This is a genomic window from Chryseobacterium defluvii, from assembly GCF_003634775.1.
Taxonomy (GTDB): domain Bacteria; phylum Bacteroidota; class Bacteroidia; order Flavobacteriales; family Weeksellaceae; genus Chryseobacterium; species Chryseobacterium defluvii.
The window spans coordinates 1,067,229-1,081,796 of record NZ_RBXB01000001.1; the positions used below are offsets into that span (position 1 = coordinate 1,067,229).

19 protein-coding genes and 1 pseudogene are annotated in these 14,568 nt (G+C 36.7%); 6 read left to right on the forward strand and 14 right to left on the reverse strand.

The features are described from left to right. The first annotated feature begins 4 nt into the window (after window positions 1-4). The 6 genes and pseudogenes from BCF58_RS04915 (at window position 5) to BCF58_RS04945 (ending at window position 3,464) form a co-directional block, all read left to right on the forward strand. Window positions 5-502 (forward strand): hypothetical protein, encoded by a 498-nt coding sequence (locus BCF58_RS04915; protein WP_121460660.1) that lies wholly within the window; start codon window positions 5-7, stop codon window positions 500-502. 160 nt (window positions 503-662) lie between these two features. Next, window positions 663-886 (forward strand): annotated as a pseudogene (locus tag BCF58_RS17685) (RHS repeat-associated core domain-containing protein); the annotation flags it as partial. A 145-nt stretch (window positions 887-1,031) separates the two neighbouring features. Then, window positions 1,032-1,490, forward strand: a complete 459-nt coding sequence (locus BCF58_RS04925; RefSeq protein ID WP_121460662.1) for a hypothetical protein — start codon at window positions 1,032-1,034, stop codon at window positions 1,488-1,490. A 9-nt stretch (window positions 1,491-1,499) separates the two neighbouring features. Beyond that, on the forward strand, window positions 1,500-1,958 hold the full coding sequence (locus BCF58_RS04930; RefSeq protein ID WP_147462029.1) for a hypothetical protein: 459 nt from the start codon (window positions 1,500-1,502) through the stop codon (window positions 1,956-1,958). A 332-nt stretch (window positions 1,959-2,290) separates the two neighbouring features. Further along, the gene (locus BCF58_RS04940; RefSeq protein ID WP_121460665.1) at window positions 2,291-2,776 is read left to right on the forward strand and encodes a DMP19 family protein; all 486 of its coding nucleotides are present in this window, start codon (window positions 2,291-2,293) and stop codon (window positions 2,774-2,776) included. A 67-nt stretch (window positions 2,777-2,843) separates the two neighbouring features. Next, window positions 2,844-3,464 (forward strand): hypothetical protein, encoded by a 621-nt coding sequence (locus BCF58_RS04945; RefSeq protein ID WP_121460666.1) that lies wholly within the window; start codon window positions 2,844-2,846, stop codon window positions 3,462-3,464. Between the two features lie 6 nt (window positions 3,465-3,470). On the opposite strand, the gene BCF58_RS04950 is transcribed toward BCF58_RS04945, so the two are convergent. The 14 genes from BCF58_RS04950 to BCF58_RS05010 form a co-directional block, all read right to left on the reverse strand. Next, complete coding sequence (locus BCF58_RS04950; RefSeq protein WP_121460667.1) at window positions 3,471-3,929, reverse strand: TraQ conjugal transfer family protein; 459 nt, start codon at window positions 3,927-3,929, stop codon at window positions 3,471-3,473. A 19-nt stretch (window positions 3,930-3,948) separates the two neighbouring features. After that, window positions 3,949-4,509, reverse strand: a complete 561-nt coding sequence (locus tag BCF58_RS04955; protein ID WP_170148973.1) for a conjugal transfer protein TraO — start codon at window positions 4,507-4,509, stop codon at window positions 3,949-3,951. 15 nt (window positions 4,510-4,524) lie between these two features. Further along, window positions 4,525-5,412: a conjugative transposon protein TraN gene (gene traN / locus BCF58_RS04960; RefSeq protein WP_121460669.1), complete on the reverse strand. Its 888-nt coding sequence runs from the start codon at window positions 5,410-5,412 to the stop codon at window positions 4,525-4,527. A 17-nt stretch (window positions 5,413-5,429) separates the two neighbouring features. Then, window positions 5,430-6,746, reverse strand: coding sequence for a conjugative transposon protein TraM (gene traM / locus BCF58_RS04965; protein WP_121460670.1), 1,317 nt, complete (start codon window positions 6,744-6,746; stop codon window positions 5,430-5,432). 17 nt (window positions 6,747-6,763) lie between these two features. Beyond that, window positions 6,764-7,009 carry a nitrogen regulatory IIA protein gene (locus tag BCF58_RS17275; protein WP_147462030.1) on the reverse strand — a complete coding sequence of 82 codons (246 nt, stop codon included), beginning with the start codon at window positions 7,007-7,009 and terminating at the stop codon, window positions 6,764-6,766. Between the two features lie 10 nt (window positions 7,010-7,019). Then, window positions 7,020-7,445 (reverse strand): hypothetical protein, encoded by a 426-nt coding sequence (locus BCF58_RS04970; RefSeq protein WP_121460671.1) that lies wholly within the window; start codon window positions 7,443-7,445, stop codon window positions 7,020-7,022. A 10-nt stretch (window positions 7,446-7,455) separates the two neighbouring features. Next, window positions 7,456-8,079: a conjugative transposon protein TraK gene (gene traK / locus BCF58_RS04975; protein WP_121460672.1), complete on the reverse strand. Its 624-nt coding sequence runs from the start codon at window positions 8,077-8,079 to the stop codon at window positions 7,456-7,458. Window positions 8,080-8,085: 6 nt separating this feature from the next. Next, complete coding sequence (traJ, locus tag BCF58_RS04980) at window positions 8,086-9,078, reverse strand: conjugative transposon protein TraJ (RefSeq protein WP_121460673.1); 993 nt, start codon at window positions 9,076-9,078, stop codon at window positions 8,086-8,088. A 3-nt stretch (window positions 9,079-9,081) separates the two neighbouring features. Then, window positions 9,082-9,708: a DUF4141 domain-containing protein gene (locus BCF58_RS04985; RefSeq protein ID WP_121460674.1), complete on the reverse strand. Its 627-nt coding sequence runs from the start codon at window positions 9,706-9,708 to the stop codon at window positions 9,082-9,084. A gap of 11 nt (window positions 9,709-9,719) precedes the next feature. Further along, a complete protein-coding gene (locus tag BCF58_RS04990; RefSeq protein WP_121460675.1) occupies window positions 9,720-12,233 on the reverse strand; it encodes a TraG family conjugative transposon ATPase in 2,514 nt (837 codons plus the stop codon). Window positions 12,234-12,240: 7 nt separating this feature from the next. Further along, entirely contained in the window at window positions 12,241-12,561 is a 321-nt protein-coding gene (locus BCF58_RS04995; protein ID WP_121460676.1) for a DUF4133 domain-containing protein, read from the reverse strand. A 10-nt stretch (window positions 12,562-12,571) separates the two neighbouring features. After that, entirely contained in the window at window positions 12,572-12,853 is a 282-nt protein-coding gene (locus BCF58_RS05000) for a DUF4134 domain-containing protein (protein ID WP_449384891.1), read from the reverse strand. A gap of 250 nt (window positions 12,854-13,103) precedes the next feature. Next, the gene (locus BCF58_RS05005; protein WP_121460678.1) at window positions 13,104-13,901 is read right to left on the reverse strand and encodes a hypothetical protein; all 798 of its coding nucleotides are present in this window, start codon (window positions 13,899-13,901) and stop codon (window positions 13,104-13,106) included. Between the two features lie 29 nt (window positions 13,902-13,930). After that, window positions 13,931-14,560: a conjugal transfer protein TraD gene (locus BCF58_RS05010; protein ID WP_121460679.1), complete on the reverse strand. Its 630-nt coding sequence runs from the start codon at window positions 14,558-14,560 to the stop codon at window positions 13,931-13,933. Window positions 14,561-14,568 lie beyond the last annotated feature (8 nt).

Here is a 14,568-nt window from a genome sequence, read left to right on the forward strand (position 1 = left end):
AGTTATGAAAAAAATAGCCTTTATTATAATAACATTCTTACTGTTAAGTTGCCAAAAAAAGGAAAATACTAAACTTGTTGTAAAGAAAGAAGAATTAATTGAACTTAAAAGGGAAATAATTGAAAAAGGTAATGAAGATTCCTTTACTAAATTAGCGCTTAGGATTGGGAATAATTCCCATAAATATGAGATTTTACCTTATGCACTGATTATGGCAAATAAGTATAATAGTGGCGAAGGCTGCCATCAGGTTTTTGTTGGATTACTAGACATGAATAATCCAAATAATTATGGATATAAAATATCTTTAATTAAAGACTTTAGCGAGACGGATAGACAATTTGCTATAGCATATCTTGAAAAAGGGGCAAAACTTAAAAATATAAATTGCATTCTAGCTCTAGAAGAAATTTATAGAAATGGTTGGGGATTAGAAAAAAATGATACAAAAGCCGATAGATTGCAAGAGGAATTTAAGTCCATTACAGAACGAAAGAAATAAATATTTGGCAATGTACTAATGTATCAACCATATTGGTTTTGGAGTTTATATCTTTTTTGAGACAAAGAGCTTGTTTTTTTATACTCTCTAACAATAGAAACATCATAAATCAGGGCTTTTTTAAAGCCCTGATTATAAATTTCACAAAAAAGAAGTTCTTGAAATTATAGAGCTAAACAATTACTATCAGTTAAAGCATGGTTATACAACCACGAACTTAAATGCTATAAATAAAAGTACAACGGGAAGGAATTGCAGGAAAGTGGGATGTATGATTTTGGTGCAAGAATGTATATGCCTGATCTCGGAAGATGGGGAGTTATTGATCCACTGGCTGAAAGTTATAGAAGATGGTCACCGTATCATTATGCAATGAATAATCCAAGAATAAGTATATAAAAGATTAATCACAATTTGGACAATTGATGAACAGGATCAATAGTATTTCGAAAAAGAACCCAGTTTATGGGGAAAGCCTAAAGGCTGGAAAAAATTTATTAGAAAAAGTAGGATTTAAATTTTAAATAATATGAAAAGTTTTGAATTAGGCAACCTTTATACAATAGATACAAATAAAGGTTTGGGATTATTTCAGCTTGTAAATATCCCTGAAGATAAAAAAAACGAAGTCGAAATGATAAGGGTTTCTTATCATCTTTTTCCAGATATTCCAAAAGATATTGATGAAGTATTTTCTGATGACTTTTTTTATGTATGTTTTCCAGTCAAAGCTGCTTTAAGAAAAAAAGTAATAAACTTAGTAGGACATCAGGATTTACCTGAGAATTTTTCCATTCCAAGATTCTACAGAATTGAACATTACTTTAATAAAGGAGAATGGATTATAGTTGATAACAAATCTGAAAATATAGAGCAGGTAAAATCTTTGTCTGATGATCAGCTTAAGTTATCTCCAGATGGAGTTTGGACAGATCTTTATTTAAAAGATCGTTTGGAAGAAGGTTGGCGTTTAGAAAATTGGAAATAATTGAATAAGATGAAGAATTTTGAATTGGGGAGTGTATATGCAATAGATACTGTTAAAGGTATAGGTATATTTCAATTGGTTAATATTCCTGAAGATAAAAGGCATGGAGTTGAAATGATAAGAGTTTCTTATGATCTTTATACGGAAGTTCCTAAAAGTTTCCAACCAGTGTTTGACCAAGACTTCTTCTATATCCGTTTTCCAGTAAAGGCAGCATTAAAAAGGAAAATGATAAACTATATAGGGCATAGTGATCTGATACCGGGTTTTAAAATCCCTAGATACTATAGAACTCCACATTATTTTAATCGTGATGAATGGATTATTTTCGATTCAGAGACAAATCAAATAGAACAGGTCAAAACTCTTACAGTGGAACAACTTAAGTTATCCACTGATAGTGTTTGGAATATCGCATTTTTAAAAGAGCGTTTAGAAGAAGGCTGGCGTTTAGAAAATTGGAAATAAAATATTATGAATCAATATCATTTAATAATTCCCTTTTGGGGTGACGACATTTCTGAAGATTTTGGGTTAAGAGATGTGGTTGTAGAGTATCTTGAGGAAACACTTCAATCCGAAGTTTATGAAGAAGGTACTGGAGTCGATGGAATGCATGTTTTTTCAACTCCGATTTGCCAAAATCAGAAATTAAGGAAAAGATCAAATCAATATTATACCAACGTACTAATAAGGAGCTCAGCCACCTTATAGAGGTTGTAAGTTAATTGTGTGAACAATTCCTGAAATTTAAAATTATAAGAGGCTGTCATTGACAGTCTCTTATTCTAAAAAAATCCATGAAAACAGAAGTATTGATCGAAAAGATTTATTTAGAAGCCACTAAAGGTTTAAAGGAAGAATGGTTTACCACCGATCAACCATATTGGTATAATTATGTTGTTAACCTAGATTTACCTTTGCAAGTTACCTATTTAACTGTGCTATTGGAAAGCCAGGTATACAATGGCGGATTTCACCAATATTTCTGGAATGGATACGGACAATTTGCTCTTGAAACGATTGATGCTTTAATAGAGTTAAATGCTTATAAGAAATCCGGGCTATTAAATAGGGCTTTAAGTATTGTGAAATACGAAAATATCAGCGATGGAGATTTTCGTAATAAGCTTATTAATAAAACACTTACAAAGCTGTTTGAAGGCGAGGACTTATTTGAACCTTTAGGTAAGTTAGATGATCAATATTATCGCACAGCTGATGAAGATATAACGATCTTATTAGAGCGTTTTCTTAGAAAAGAATATCCAGAATACGAGGTTTAATTTTATCGAATTTTGGAATTTATTTCTAAAGCTCTTATTTTGTAGTGTGAACTTCAGTTCTTAATGCATGGCAAGAGGATCAAATATATATCTGTTTTTAGCAATTGTATCAATAATAATCACCTGGCTATTTGTTGGCCTTTTTAGAGATGATGAATTTTATAAGCCAAGTTTGTTTTTAAAGCACCAACCTACGTTTAAAACTATCTTTTGTTCTCCAATAGGAATGTCTGATTTACATTTTGAAAGTCTACCCAACAATGAGCGAACTGAGGAAATTGCATTTCAAGAATATGTTGTTAAACAAAATATTCAGAAAAAAAACGGAGTGGAACTATTTTTCGTTCCATTGATTCTTATACAAACAACTTTAACTTTATTGAGCTTTGGTATTATGGGGACATGGGGAAAATTCGTTTACGAAAAGCGGCATTTTATAACGCATTTTTCATTGTGTTTTATCGCAATTTTTATGGGTAATCTATTCATCATGTCATTTGATAAAATACTTCTTACCCGTTCTTATTGGGATATCAATATTTGGATTAAATATCGGTTTTTTACTAAAAAAAACAAAAACAACAAAATCCTGATAGGTGGTATTAATAGAAGACGATTAATACAAAGGATAAACAAACGCCCCTATTTATTAAAACAGCCGATCCTTCTGGATTCGGCTGTTTTTTAACACCATTTAATCAACATGATTAAATTTAAAGCTTAACTGCTTTTCGTTTCCGAAATTGTCAGAAATCCAAATATCAAAACTCTGCGACACAGCGGATTTGGAAGTATAATAAAGGGCAATTTCTTCCTCTTCACCCTCCGGCAGATCATATACATCATTGGGTTTAAATTCAAATAATCCGTGCTTATACTTTAAAATACCGAACCCATCATATTGAAAATACCGGATATAATAATGCGTTCCAGAGTAAATTCCTGATCGGACAATTTTCATCTTAATCGCCGTTGTTTGCCCAAAGGCTATATCCTCTCTGACAGGTAGTACCTTGACTTCAAAAGGAAAATTTTGCTGTATTTCCAAATTTTCATTTTCACACGAAATCATGATGAAAAGACTTCCGGCAGCAAGCAGCGTCAGCCAAAAGAAGTGGAAAATGAAACTTTCAGTATTGATTAATTTTCTCATTATAAGTTTTTTTTAATTGTTATAAGTTTAATCTGATCCCCATTCCAACTGAAGGCGAAAGACGGTTCACGGAAGTTCCCCAAAACAGATATGCTTTGGTTTGCAATAAAACCATAATCTTATCCGTGATATAAAACTCTAAAGACAATTTCCCTCCAGTTCCGTAAATAAGACCGCTTTTATCCAATATAATAGCTCCATCCGGGAGAATATAATTGCCTTTATTGATGTTTTGATATCCGGCAGCTGCGGTAAGACCCAAATAAAGATTTAGGCTTTTACTGTAGTTTCCTAAAAAACGGAAACTGTATCCACCTTCGCCCAAATATATTTCAAGAGGGAGCTTTTGAACGCCATAGGTGATACTCCTATGCTGATATTCTGCGCTCCAAATTTGGTAATTCCCGCTTCTAGTGTTTTTGGTAAAACTCAATTGGAAATAATAATTATCACGAGGTTCTTTCATAGAAAAAATACCTGATGAAACTGATATTCCTTTTTGTCCGGGAAGCTGTCTTTGGCCTTTTACCTGGGAAGTCATCATAAAGACTAATAGAAGGATATATACAATGTATTTCATAGCCATTTCTTTATATTATTTCATTTTTAAATGGAGCTGATCAACGGGTACTGCCCTGATCAAATCATTATTATTTACTTCTACGATCTGGTGGCGTCCGCCATTTTTTTCATACACTTCGATAACCAGCATTTTGTCATTGGTAAGGGTGAAATTATCGAGCAGAAAAACATTGGTAGCGGTGCTATGCTTGCGGACATCTGAAAGTATTTGATAGGAACGCAGGATTTTCAATGGTTTTTCCTGGGAAACGGTTCTTTTAGCCACTTTCCGGTCAACGATCTTGAAATTAATAAAGTCTATAGAATAGGGGATATTACTTTCATTTCTGAGTTCTGTGTGAAAATACAGCATATGCTCATGAGAATATAAACCTTTCAATGAGAATTGGATACCATAACTCTTTGAAGCGATATGCCTAATGTATCTCTTATTACGTTCATAGATGGCACTCAGTACATAGTCCGAAACAAATGGCGAATAAGATCCCAGGTCTTCAAGAAAGATTCCGCCAAAGTGCCTTCGATTCTCCAGTTGCAAATCGGAAAGGTCATGGCTTAATTTAGAAGGATAAGGACTGTAATACACGGTAAAGCTATAAAAGCTCCCGTCGGCAGTGATCACTGAAAAATTGGTTTCACCTTCAAATCCTTCTACGGATGCTTTGACCCTTAAAACATTATTGGCATCATCGGCTTTCCCTGCCGAAAGATATTCACTACCCAAATCCACATAGGTGATGGCTGAAGGGAAAATGAGATGCGAAGTTTTATTATAGGTTACCTCCAAAATGTAAGGATCGGTGGCTTTTTCGTATTTAACGGTAAGACTGTCCTGTGCAGAAGCATGTACTGCCAAGAGAAGAAAAACCACTAAATTGAGATATAACTTGATACGATTCATTGCTATTTATTTTGTTGTTAATTTTTGGACACAAGAAAAACCTGATGCCCTTCCTTCAATGTCACTTTTACGGTTCTGAGTTTCCGGGAAAAATAGCCCGAAACCCCTTGGACTAACCCTCGGCTTAAATCACCTGTTATCTGCTGTCCGGCAGAACGGGACATCATGATGCTGGTTCCTGAGCTCTGGCTCATATTGGATGCGATCTCGGAGATTGCGCTCGCTTCAGGGGCATATGGAATATTAAGACCTTCCTGCCCGTCAAGATCATATACCAAAATGTCAACAGGAAGAATATTTCCCTGATATTCAATGGAAGATATTTTGAGTTGCATTCTTGCCCCCTGTAATTTTGCTTTGGCAGAAAGCAGCGTTCCTTTTGGAATAGTTCGATGGGAAGTCCTTACAGGTTCAATTAGCCTTAACCGGACTATATTATCACCTGTCACCACCACTGTTTGATGCACCACCGCTTTTATGCTGTTTCTTGGCTGTACTGATTCATTATTTTCTCCCGGTCCAAAAAATCTGGAGTTTAGCTCATTTGAAAAATGAGCAAGCAATGAGCTGTCACTAACATTACGCCTAAGTGATGACACCTTATTATACCCAATTGGATAGACTGCCATAAAATGTTCTTTCTTATCTTTTGAATCAATGGATGAAGAATCATGAGGTAAAGCATTTTGTATCTTTTGATTCCCCACTGGTAAAAATTTTGCAGCCATTTCATATGACTTTTCCATAAGTGCCAGCTGATTATCAATGCCACTCGATGGTTGTGCCTGCGCCTGATCGGCAAGTTCTCTTTTCAAGTCCTGAATTTCTTTTCGTAATTCCTGGGTCTGATAACTTTCTCCATTATCGTAAAATGAGCCCAGCGTCTGTTGAGCATTTCGATAACTATTCAAAGCCGGGTTGTCATTACCCTGAGAATCATCAAATGGATTGGACGATTTTGAATCCAAGGTGTTTGAAGACAAGGCGGAATCAGTATTAAAATAGTCGGACAACGCGGAAAGCGATTGACGTTCTTTCGCCTGCTTGTCTTCCATAAGCTGCTGTTCATATGCTTTTTGCTTATCATCCTGTAAATCGGCATCTTTGGCTTGCGGAACAGCACCATTAATGCCAGAGGAATTTTCTTCTCCATTATCTGAAGGAGCGAAAATAAGATATAAACAACCCAAGAATACGATGCCCATTAATACCATTATTAATGGCTTTTTGAATCGTTCCCATGAAGTTTGGGGCACTTGAATATGATTACTTTCCGCCTCATTTGCATTTTCATCTACAATGAGGCTTATTTTTGAATTTTCCTTTTCTTTCATAATAAGTTTCAATTTTATTAATCCTGTTTTCCGGTTTCAATCTGCTTCCGCTTTAATACCGGATTAGTGATATGTTCTATTTCCATTTTTCTGGATACCTTAGACGTCTCTTTCCAAACCATCACGAGTGTAAATAGGGTAATGGCGAAATACGATAGGAAAAAGTACAAGGTTAACTTTCGTTGCTGGCGGAGCGGAAGAGATTTCCATCTGCGGTCCAGTACTCCAAACTTCTTATCTATATATGATCTTATATTTTTCATGATTGAGGTTTTAGCTTTTAAACCGATTTACTCTTTTCGCTTTTCTATTTCTCATTTCACTAACCATAGCAATAGCTTCAGCTGCTTTAGGGGCGTTGACTATAGAGAGCTGATCCCATTTTGCCTGTTTTAGCAGTTGACCAAATTGATCTTTTCGGGACACCTCCATTGCAGATAAAAATAGTTTTCCGTTTAAGGATTTTACTTCAAAAGTGCATTCGACCCTTGGTTTGTCTTCACCTTTCCATTGCAGGTAACAGGAGAGAGAAATCATGTTATTCTTCTGGGATTCCAACCCTTTTTTGAAGCTTTCAAAATAGCTTTCAAGGCTTTCTTTTAGCTTTCCCGAATGCCCGCCCTGAGTTTGAAAATATCCGGTGTATCCTTTTTCAGAGAGGATTTTGACAAATGTGTTTATATCTGATATAGCTGTCATAATTGTATTATTAGCGTTCTACAATTTCCAGGTCCCGGTTTTCAACAACACTGAACTTTTCAATATTAAAGCCCTGTGGGTTGGTATCCGATCTCACTGAATTCACCAAGAAGCAGGAAGTGACCAGATTACGTTTGGTAAGATTGCTCGATCTTATGATAAATTGAGTAGCGTAAGTAATGGCAGAATAGGGGTAACTATCAAAATTGCAAACGACACTATCAATCTCAATTCGTTGCTGAACGTTCCCAGAGATTACCCTATTGAAATATCCCTTTTCCGAAAGGTCTTTGTAATAATCAAAAGCACTTTTATCTGCTAAGTTGAAAGCCCTTTTCATGTTGCTTTCAATAGCATTCTTATCAGGGGCGAGAGTGAAGAATAGTTCATGGAACCGTCGCACGTGTTCCCTCGCTTCAACAGGGCGGTTGATGGATGCGTCCTGGGATAATGCAAGCATTAGGGATTTACCATTATCAAGGACGTATATTTTCTCCCTTTGTTTATCAGCAAATGAATATGCCTTCCAAATTGATATTGCCACCACGGTAAAACACAGGGCAGCGAATATAATGGCATATAACCTGATCTGCTTGAAGCTGTTTTCGATATTTCTTAACGTTTTAAATTCCATATCTTTTTATTTTAATAGCCTTCCAGCAATATTTCCGGTTACTGCTCCGGTTCCGGCACTTGCAATATTTCCGGCTTTTTTTGAAGTATTTTCAATGGTTTTCGTGAAATTTCTGGCGCCACCAGCTTCGATAACCCAGCCTGTTACAGTTGGCACAGTAAAATATCCTATGATACCAATGATCATAAAAATCACATACACTGTATTGGATGAATCCGGAATAAAATTGGGATCTGAAAGAGACTCAATATCTTTTTCTAAAATCAACGATTGTATTTTGGCGAGCATGGAACTGAAAATATCAGCAACCGGAAGCCAGAGGTAAACACTAATGTATCTTGTCAGCCATCCGGTTAAAGTAGACTGAAATCCATCCCAAACGCTGATCGCAAAAGCGATTGGTCCCAAAATAGACAGTACAATAAGAAAGAAAGTCCTTATGGTATCTATAACCAGAGCCGCAGCCTGGAAAAGTATTTCCAAGAGTTCCCGAAACCAGTCTCTAATAGATTTTCCCATTTCATACGCCTGACGTTCCATATACATTCCCGCCATCGTTGCCAGATCAGATGGTGACCAACCCAACTCTTCCAACTTTTTATCAAATTCTTCGTTAGAGACCAGATAGGCAGATTCAGGATCACGAAGCTTTGCTTCTTTTTCCAATAAATCCCTTTTTTCCTGAAGAGCGTGGAGATCCAGGACCTGATTTTCGAGCATTCCATGTGTGCCTTTGACAATGGGACTAAGAACAGCATTGATGCTGCCCAATACTACCGTTGGAAAGAACATGATACAGATTCCTAATGCAAAAGGACGTAATAAAGGGAATACATCAATGGGTTCCGCCCGGCTTAAAGCCTGCCATACCTTTAGAGAAACATAGAAGAGGGCTCCAAGTCCTGCAACTCCTTTCGCAACCGCTGCCATATCAGCTGATAGAGGCAACATCTCGTCGTATAGATTGCGGAGAATTTCATGAAGATTATTAAATTCCATAGCTTACCAATATTTAGAGTCAACACCATATAGTTCCAAGACGCGCTTTGTATTGTTCTTCTCCTTAGCACGGATATAACTCACTGAGATATTCTTATTGGTAAAATATCGGACAAGGTTATGATAATCTTTAACCTCCTTATATACCCGGTCGATAATATCCATACGTTCTTTATCATTCAATGAAAGCCCATTGGCGGTTACGATTTGCTTAAGTTCTTTTAAGAGTTCTGTACTTTCATTGAGCAGAGTAGAATAGCCATTGGCAATTGCAGCTAATTCCTGTGGAGAGAAATTCGGATCGTTCATCATCTTTCCGAAGTTTTTGACATACATTTCGGAGACATTGCCTACTAAGAGAACTGTTTGCTGAACTTTACGGGCATCTTTGACAAGGTTATTGACGGCTTTCAGTTTGTCGTAATACTCTTTGCCTTGCTCATAAACTTTTTTTACTTCGTTGAAGTTTTTAATCACATTACTTACTGTGGAGGAAGTGTGAACAATTTCATTGGCGCTGTTCAAAATTCCTGAAGCCAGGTTTCCGGGATCGGTTACTACCCACTGCGCTTTCACGGTTTGTAAGCCAAGCATTACAATAATGCTTGCCAGAAAGATCAATTTTTTCATTGTTTTAAATTTTAAGAGTTAATAGAAATGTTATTTTCTTTTTTTCGTAGAGTAATTCTTTTAATCGCCTGCTCAACACTTCCGTCGAACTCCGAGGCAAGGTCCATGACTTCCAGTTTCTCGGTTTCTTCTGTGGTATAGGCGAGATATTCTTCTGTACTAACTTCTGTGGCATACACCGCAGAATGGGTTCCGCCAAGCCCGATCCAGACTTCTTTGTAAAGCCGTTTGGGATCATTATTCATATTGATGGAAAGGATTTGTGAACGTTCTTTGTCGGTGAGTCCGAGCATTTTCTGAATATCATCGAACTTGTTCATATATTTCCGCTGATCCAGAAGAATTTTGCAGTCTGAATTATTGATAATACTTTCCTTGACGATAGGTGAATGGATAATATCATCGACTTCCTGGGTAACGACAATGGCTTCGCCAAAAAATTTCCTGACCGTTTTAAAGAGGTATTTTATATATTCCGCCATACCTTCTTTGGCTATGGCTTTCCACGCTTCCTCAATTAAAATTAGCTTCCGGATTCCTTTGAGCCTTCTCATTTTATTGATGAAAGATTCCATAATAATGATAGTTACTATAGGAAAGAGGATTTTATGATCCTTAATGGCATCAATTTCAAATACAATAAAGCGTTTGGTGAGGAGGTCCAGCTGCTTTTCAGAATTTAGCAGATAGTCGTATTCACCTCCTTTATAGTAAGGTTCCAGAACATTCAGGAAGTTGGCAATATCAAAGTCCTTTTCACGAACTTCCTTTTGCTGCAATACCTTTCTAAAATCCCCTTTCACATATTCATAAAACCCGTTGAATGAAGGGTAACCATCTTCATATTTAATCTTCTCGATATACCCAGCCACCGCATTGGATAAGGCGACTTCTTCGGATCTTTTCGGCGGTTCATCATCACGTTTCCATAAAGTCAAAATCAAGGTTTTGATACTTTCCCTTTTCTCGATGTCAAATACGCCATCATCAGTATAAAAAGGATTAAATGCAATAGGATTATCTTCGGTGTACGTAAAATAAACCCCATCAGATCCTTTAGTCTTCCCATGAATGAGCTGGCATAATCCCTGGTAGGAGTTTCCTGTATCGACGAGTAAAACGTGGGCGCCCTGTTCATAATATTGGCGAACCATATGGTTGGTAAAGAAAGATTTTCCCGAACCGGAAGGTCCTAATATGAACTTATTACGATTAGTAATAATACCCTTTTTCATGGGAAGGTCAGAGATATCCAAATGAATGGGTTTTCCTGTCAACCGATCAGCCATCTTAATTCCAAAAGGTGAGGGCGAATTCTGGTAGTTCGTTTCTTCATTAAAAAAACAAAGAGCAGGTTCTATGAACGTATAGAAACTTTCTTCACTTGGAAAATCACCAGCATTTCCCGGAATGCCCGCCCAAAATAAAGTAGCGACATCTGTCGTATTATGGCGTGGTTTACATTCCATAAGCGCCAAAGCACTTCCGGTATCGTTTTTTAACTGCTTTAATTCGGTACTTTCTTCGGACCATGACATGACATTAAAATGGGCACGTATGGAAGATAAGCCTTGACTATGAGCTTCATTTAAGTACAAATCAATCCATTCTTTATTGATCTGGTTAGCCCTGCTATACCTTGCTAATGAATGCATGTTTCGAGCTGATTTTTCAAACCTTCTTAGGTTTTCATCACTATTATCCAGGAAAAGGTATTGATTGTAAATATGATTACAGCTGAGTAGAAGCCCGACAGGAGCAGCAAACGATAATAAGCAGTCACTTCGATCCGTACTTAGTTTTTCATACCTCGAATGTGAGGAAACTTGGGCAGGCAGATCATCGGTATCGGAAAGGGTATGAAGGCTGAGCCTTTTATTCCCGATTCTTAATTCTTCAGCCCCAATGGCGATGTCCTGCATCGCCGTTGAAGAGTCCCTGGATAGCGTAAAATACTGCTCCAATAAACCGGGATTTTCCTTTGATCCTACAATATCCTCTTCACTCATCAGTTCTATTGTAATAAGACCGCTGTCATTGATGATCCTTTCAAATTGAGTTACCGATTCAAGAAATCGACGGATAACTTCTTTATCCCTTATTTCTTTTGGTATAAGTATACCCTTACAAAGTGAACTGAAATTGCTTTGTTGGCGCATTCTTTCCTTTGTAGTTTTGGTCAGAAAGAGGTAGCAGTAGTGATTTAAAAAGGGTCGTTCATTAAAATGTCTCTGATAAGATTTAGATAAGAAGCTTTGATCTTCTTGCGATAAATCCGGAGCATAGTTCTCTTTAATAAACCAATCTTGTTTATGAATAATGGTATAATCGGGCATTGTCTTTATGGCTTTATGCCAGGTAGAATGTATAGCATCGTATTCGGCTGAGGAAACGGTGAAAAGTTCAGGTAAATGGACTTGAAAACAAGCTGTAACATCACCGTCTTTCGAAATGATACAGTTGTTTTCCACAGCCAATAATGGGAACTTATGTTCCAAAGTGGTCGTTTTCGAAATATTTCTCATGGGTAAATTATTTTTTGGATGATGTGAAATATCTAAAAATGGCTTTCCTGCAAATTATATAGCGCGGGTATCTTTTCTTTGCGCCAAGCTTCATCAGTCCGTGCTGGCCATATTTTCCATTCAATGAGAAAGTCTGCCAGATAATTGTGAGCGAACCGGAGGCTGCGGTAAACAAACAGATATAAGAATGGACGCCTGCCATATACATTACCATAACCAAAATGAGTACTCCTAGCAGTCCTCCTGCAAAAATGAAGAGATATTGCGCCTTTAGCCCTTTAAACTCAACGGTTCGGCCTATACCCTTATTAATATTATAATTACTCATAGGTTAAGGATTAAAGAAAGAATGATCTTAGAATAGTTGCCGCTACGATCAAGAAGATACAGGCGCCAAACCAGCTCGCTGCCGTCTTGGAAGTATCCGGATCACCGGAGCTAAATTTATTGTATACCTTAACCCCACCAATGAGCCCTACAACTGCACCGATAGCATAGATTAGTTTGGTTGCAGGGTCAAAGTAAGAGGTGACCATTTGGGTTGCTTCTTGAATTCCGGCAGCCCCATTTCCCTGTGCCATTACGCTTCCTGAAATAAATAATGCTAAACCCAGGAGCATTAATTTTCTTTTGTTTTTGTCCATGATGTTATTTTGTTAATTGTTAATTTTCAGGCTGTTAATGCAAGCCTTTGGACAAAATTGATAAGGAGGGAGGCTGTATTTTTTACCTATCCGGATGGGGCGTTATTTGTCATTCATTGTCTTTGCAAACACCCGTGGAAGAAGAATTTTCTGACAAAAAAAATCCTATCATGTTTTGATAGGATTTAAATTTTGATGTTGTTTAAAGTGTGGCAGTATGAAATTCTCATCTTTTTCTGCCCTTTAAACTCGGTTTGCTTGTATTAGGTTTTATCTTTAAATTTTTCAAATTTTCTTTAATAATATCTTTAAGTTCTGTTTGTTCCCATGGGATGACCTTGGCCTGATGATGAGACTTTAGTCCGATATGTTTAAGCTCATCTTTTGGGTTCCATCCTCCAAGTCTATTCCAGCCAATGGGATCTAAATATTTTTGGAAAGGAAATTCAATAGCAATAATATCCTTAGGAAAAGCAGTACACTTTTCCCAATCAAATTCTTGAAACTCGTGGGTTTTAGGATTGTAAGGAATCAAATAAGCATTTCTTTCTTCTGAGAAATAGTCGTCAATTTCCTCAAAATGGATTCCATTGGAAAGGAAGTCATCTTTAGGTCGAAGCATTTTCATTCGTAAATCAACATAAAATGTATGCCCTGCTATATTGATTGTAGGCAACATTCCTTTATTTATTCGAAGATCAAATGCTTTCTGATCTACCATGATATCAAAATCCGTTTTACCTTTAACTTCATCTATGGTTAACCCATATCTTTTGGCTATTCCTACCGGATCTATTTGTACGAAATCAGGTATTTCAAACTCTGTGAATACCGTTGCGAAAATGCAATTATCTTCTTTTATCAAATCTTTGTTGTAGTAAAATGAATAGCCAGATTCATTTTCATGCATATTCTTAAATGGAATGACTGTTTCCGGATCACCCACTTCTCGGAGTTCTAATTTTTCCCCGTCCACTGTAAACTGATGTTTATCGATTGTAATTATTGGGAGTTCTCTTTCCATATTTTTTAGTTTTTAAAAAACATGGGCAGTTATACAAACTGCCCAATGTCAAAGTCATTAAAATTACTTTTGGAAAGGGGTGGGCCGGAATCTGAGTTTTCAGTATGGCTTTTATCCAGTAATACTGCAATTCTTTTAGAAGCGCCTTCAATTTGTTGTTCCAGAAGACTGAGCAGTTCGGTTCCCTGTATTTTTCTAACGATTTCAACTGCTTTTTTTTCAAGGGCAGGCTCCGGGTCCTCATTCTGAAGTATTGCCCCCACAGTTGATAGTTCGTCCAAGGTTACCCCCGTGGTGAAACCGATGTCATCTTCAGAAAAATCTTGATCGCTCCAAATTGCCTCTTCTTCCTCTGCATTAAGCTCACTCTCCACATTTTCCTTTGACCCACTTGCCTTTTCCTTAAGTTCAGACATTTTCTGGTCTGTTTCTATTTCAAAAGTAGGAGTGCTCGAAACCGATTTTGCAATTTGTTCTTTTAGGGCATCATTTGTCTGGAATTGGCTGTAATCTGATTTTGTAGCACCAATAATATCTTTGCAATTAGTTCTTTTTTCATTAACGGGTAGATGAGTTGAAGTGTCGGCCTTTTGATTTATTTTACTATCTATTAATAATACAATAATTATTACCAGACATGAAAGGATAAGTATTTCCATAACTTTAA

Bases quoted from the DNA above. Each gene is read 5' to 3' on its own strand.
- BCF58_RS04925 (WP_121460662.1), top strand. From the start codon at position 1,032: ATGAAAAGTTTTGAATTAGGCAACCTTTATACAATAGATACAAATAAA.
- BCF58_RS04915 (WP_121460660.1), top strand. From the start codon at position 5: ATGAAAAAAATAGCCTTTATTATAATAACATTCTTACTGTTAAGTTGC.
- traK (WP_121460672.1), bottom strand. From the start codon at position 8,079: ATGGAATTTAAAACGTTAAGAAATATCGAAAACAGCTTCAAGCAGATC.
- traM (WP_121460670.1), bottom strand. From the start codon at position 6,746: ATGAAAGAAAAGGAAAATTCAAAAATAAGCCTCATTGTAGATGAAAAT.
- BCF58_RS05000 (WP_449384891.1), bottom strand. From the start codon at position 12,853: ATGCTCCTGGGTTTAGCATTATTTATTTCAGGAAGCGTAATGGCACAG.
- traN (WP_121460669.1), bottom strand. From the start codon at position 5,412: ATGAATCGTATCAAGTTATATCTCAATTTAGTGGTTTTTCTTCTCTTG.
- BCF58_RS04990 (WP_121460675.1), bottom strand. From the start codon at position 12,233: ATGAGAAATATTTCGAAAACGACCACTTTGGAACATAAGTTCCCATTA.
- BCF58_RS04940 (WP_121460665.1), top strand. From the start codon at position 2,291: ATGAAAACAGAAGTATTGATCGAAAAGATTTATTTAGAAGCCACTAAA.
- BCF58_RS05005 (WP_121460678.1), bottom strand. From the start codon at position 13,901: ATGGAAAGAGAACTCCCAATAATTACAATCGATAAACATCAGTTTACA.
- BCF58_RS04985 (WP_121460674.1), bottom strand. From the start codon at position 9,708: ATGAAAAAATTGATCTTTCTGGCAAGCATTATTGTAATGCTTGGCTTA.
- BCF58_RS04950 (WP_121460667.1), bottom strand. From the start codon at position 3,929: ATGAGAAAATTAATCAATACTGAAAGTTTCATTTTCCACTTCTTTTGG.
- BCF58_RS04930 (WP_147462029.1), top strand. From the start codon at position 1,500: ATGAAGAATTTTGAATTGGGGAGTGTATATGCAATAGATACTGTTAAA.
- BCF58_RS17275 (WP_147462030.1), bottom strand. From the start codon at position 7,009: ATGAAAAATATAAGATCATATATAGATAAGAAGTTTGGAGTACTGGAC.
- traJ (WP_121460673.1), bottom strand. From the start codon at position 9,078: ATGGAATTTAATAATCTTCATGAAATTCTCCGCAATCTATACGACGAG.
- BCF58_RS05010 (WP_121460679.1), bottom strand. From the start codon at position 14,560: ATGGAAATACTTATCCTTTCATGTCTGGTAATAATTATTGTATTATTA.
- BCF58_RS04955 (WP_170148973.1), bottom strand. From the start codon at position 4,509: ATGAAATACATTGTATATATCCTTCTATTAGTCTTTATGATGACTTCC.
- BCF58_RS04995 (WP_121460676.1), bottom strand. From the start codon at position 12,561: ATGAGTAATTATAATATTAATAAGGGTATAGGCCGAACCGTTGAGTTT.
- BCF58_RS04945 (WP_121460666.1), top strand. From the start codon at position 2,844: ATGGCAAGAGGATCAAATATATATCTGTTTTTAGCAATTGTATCAATA.
- BCF58_RS04970 (WP_121460671.1), bottom strand. From the start codon at position 7,445: ATGACAGCTATATCAGATATAAACACATTTGTCAAAATCCTCTCTGAA.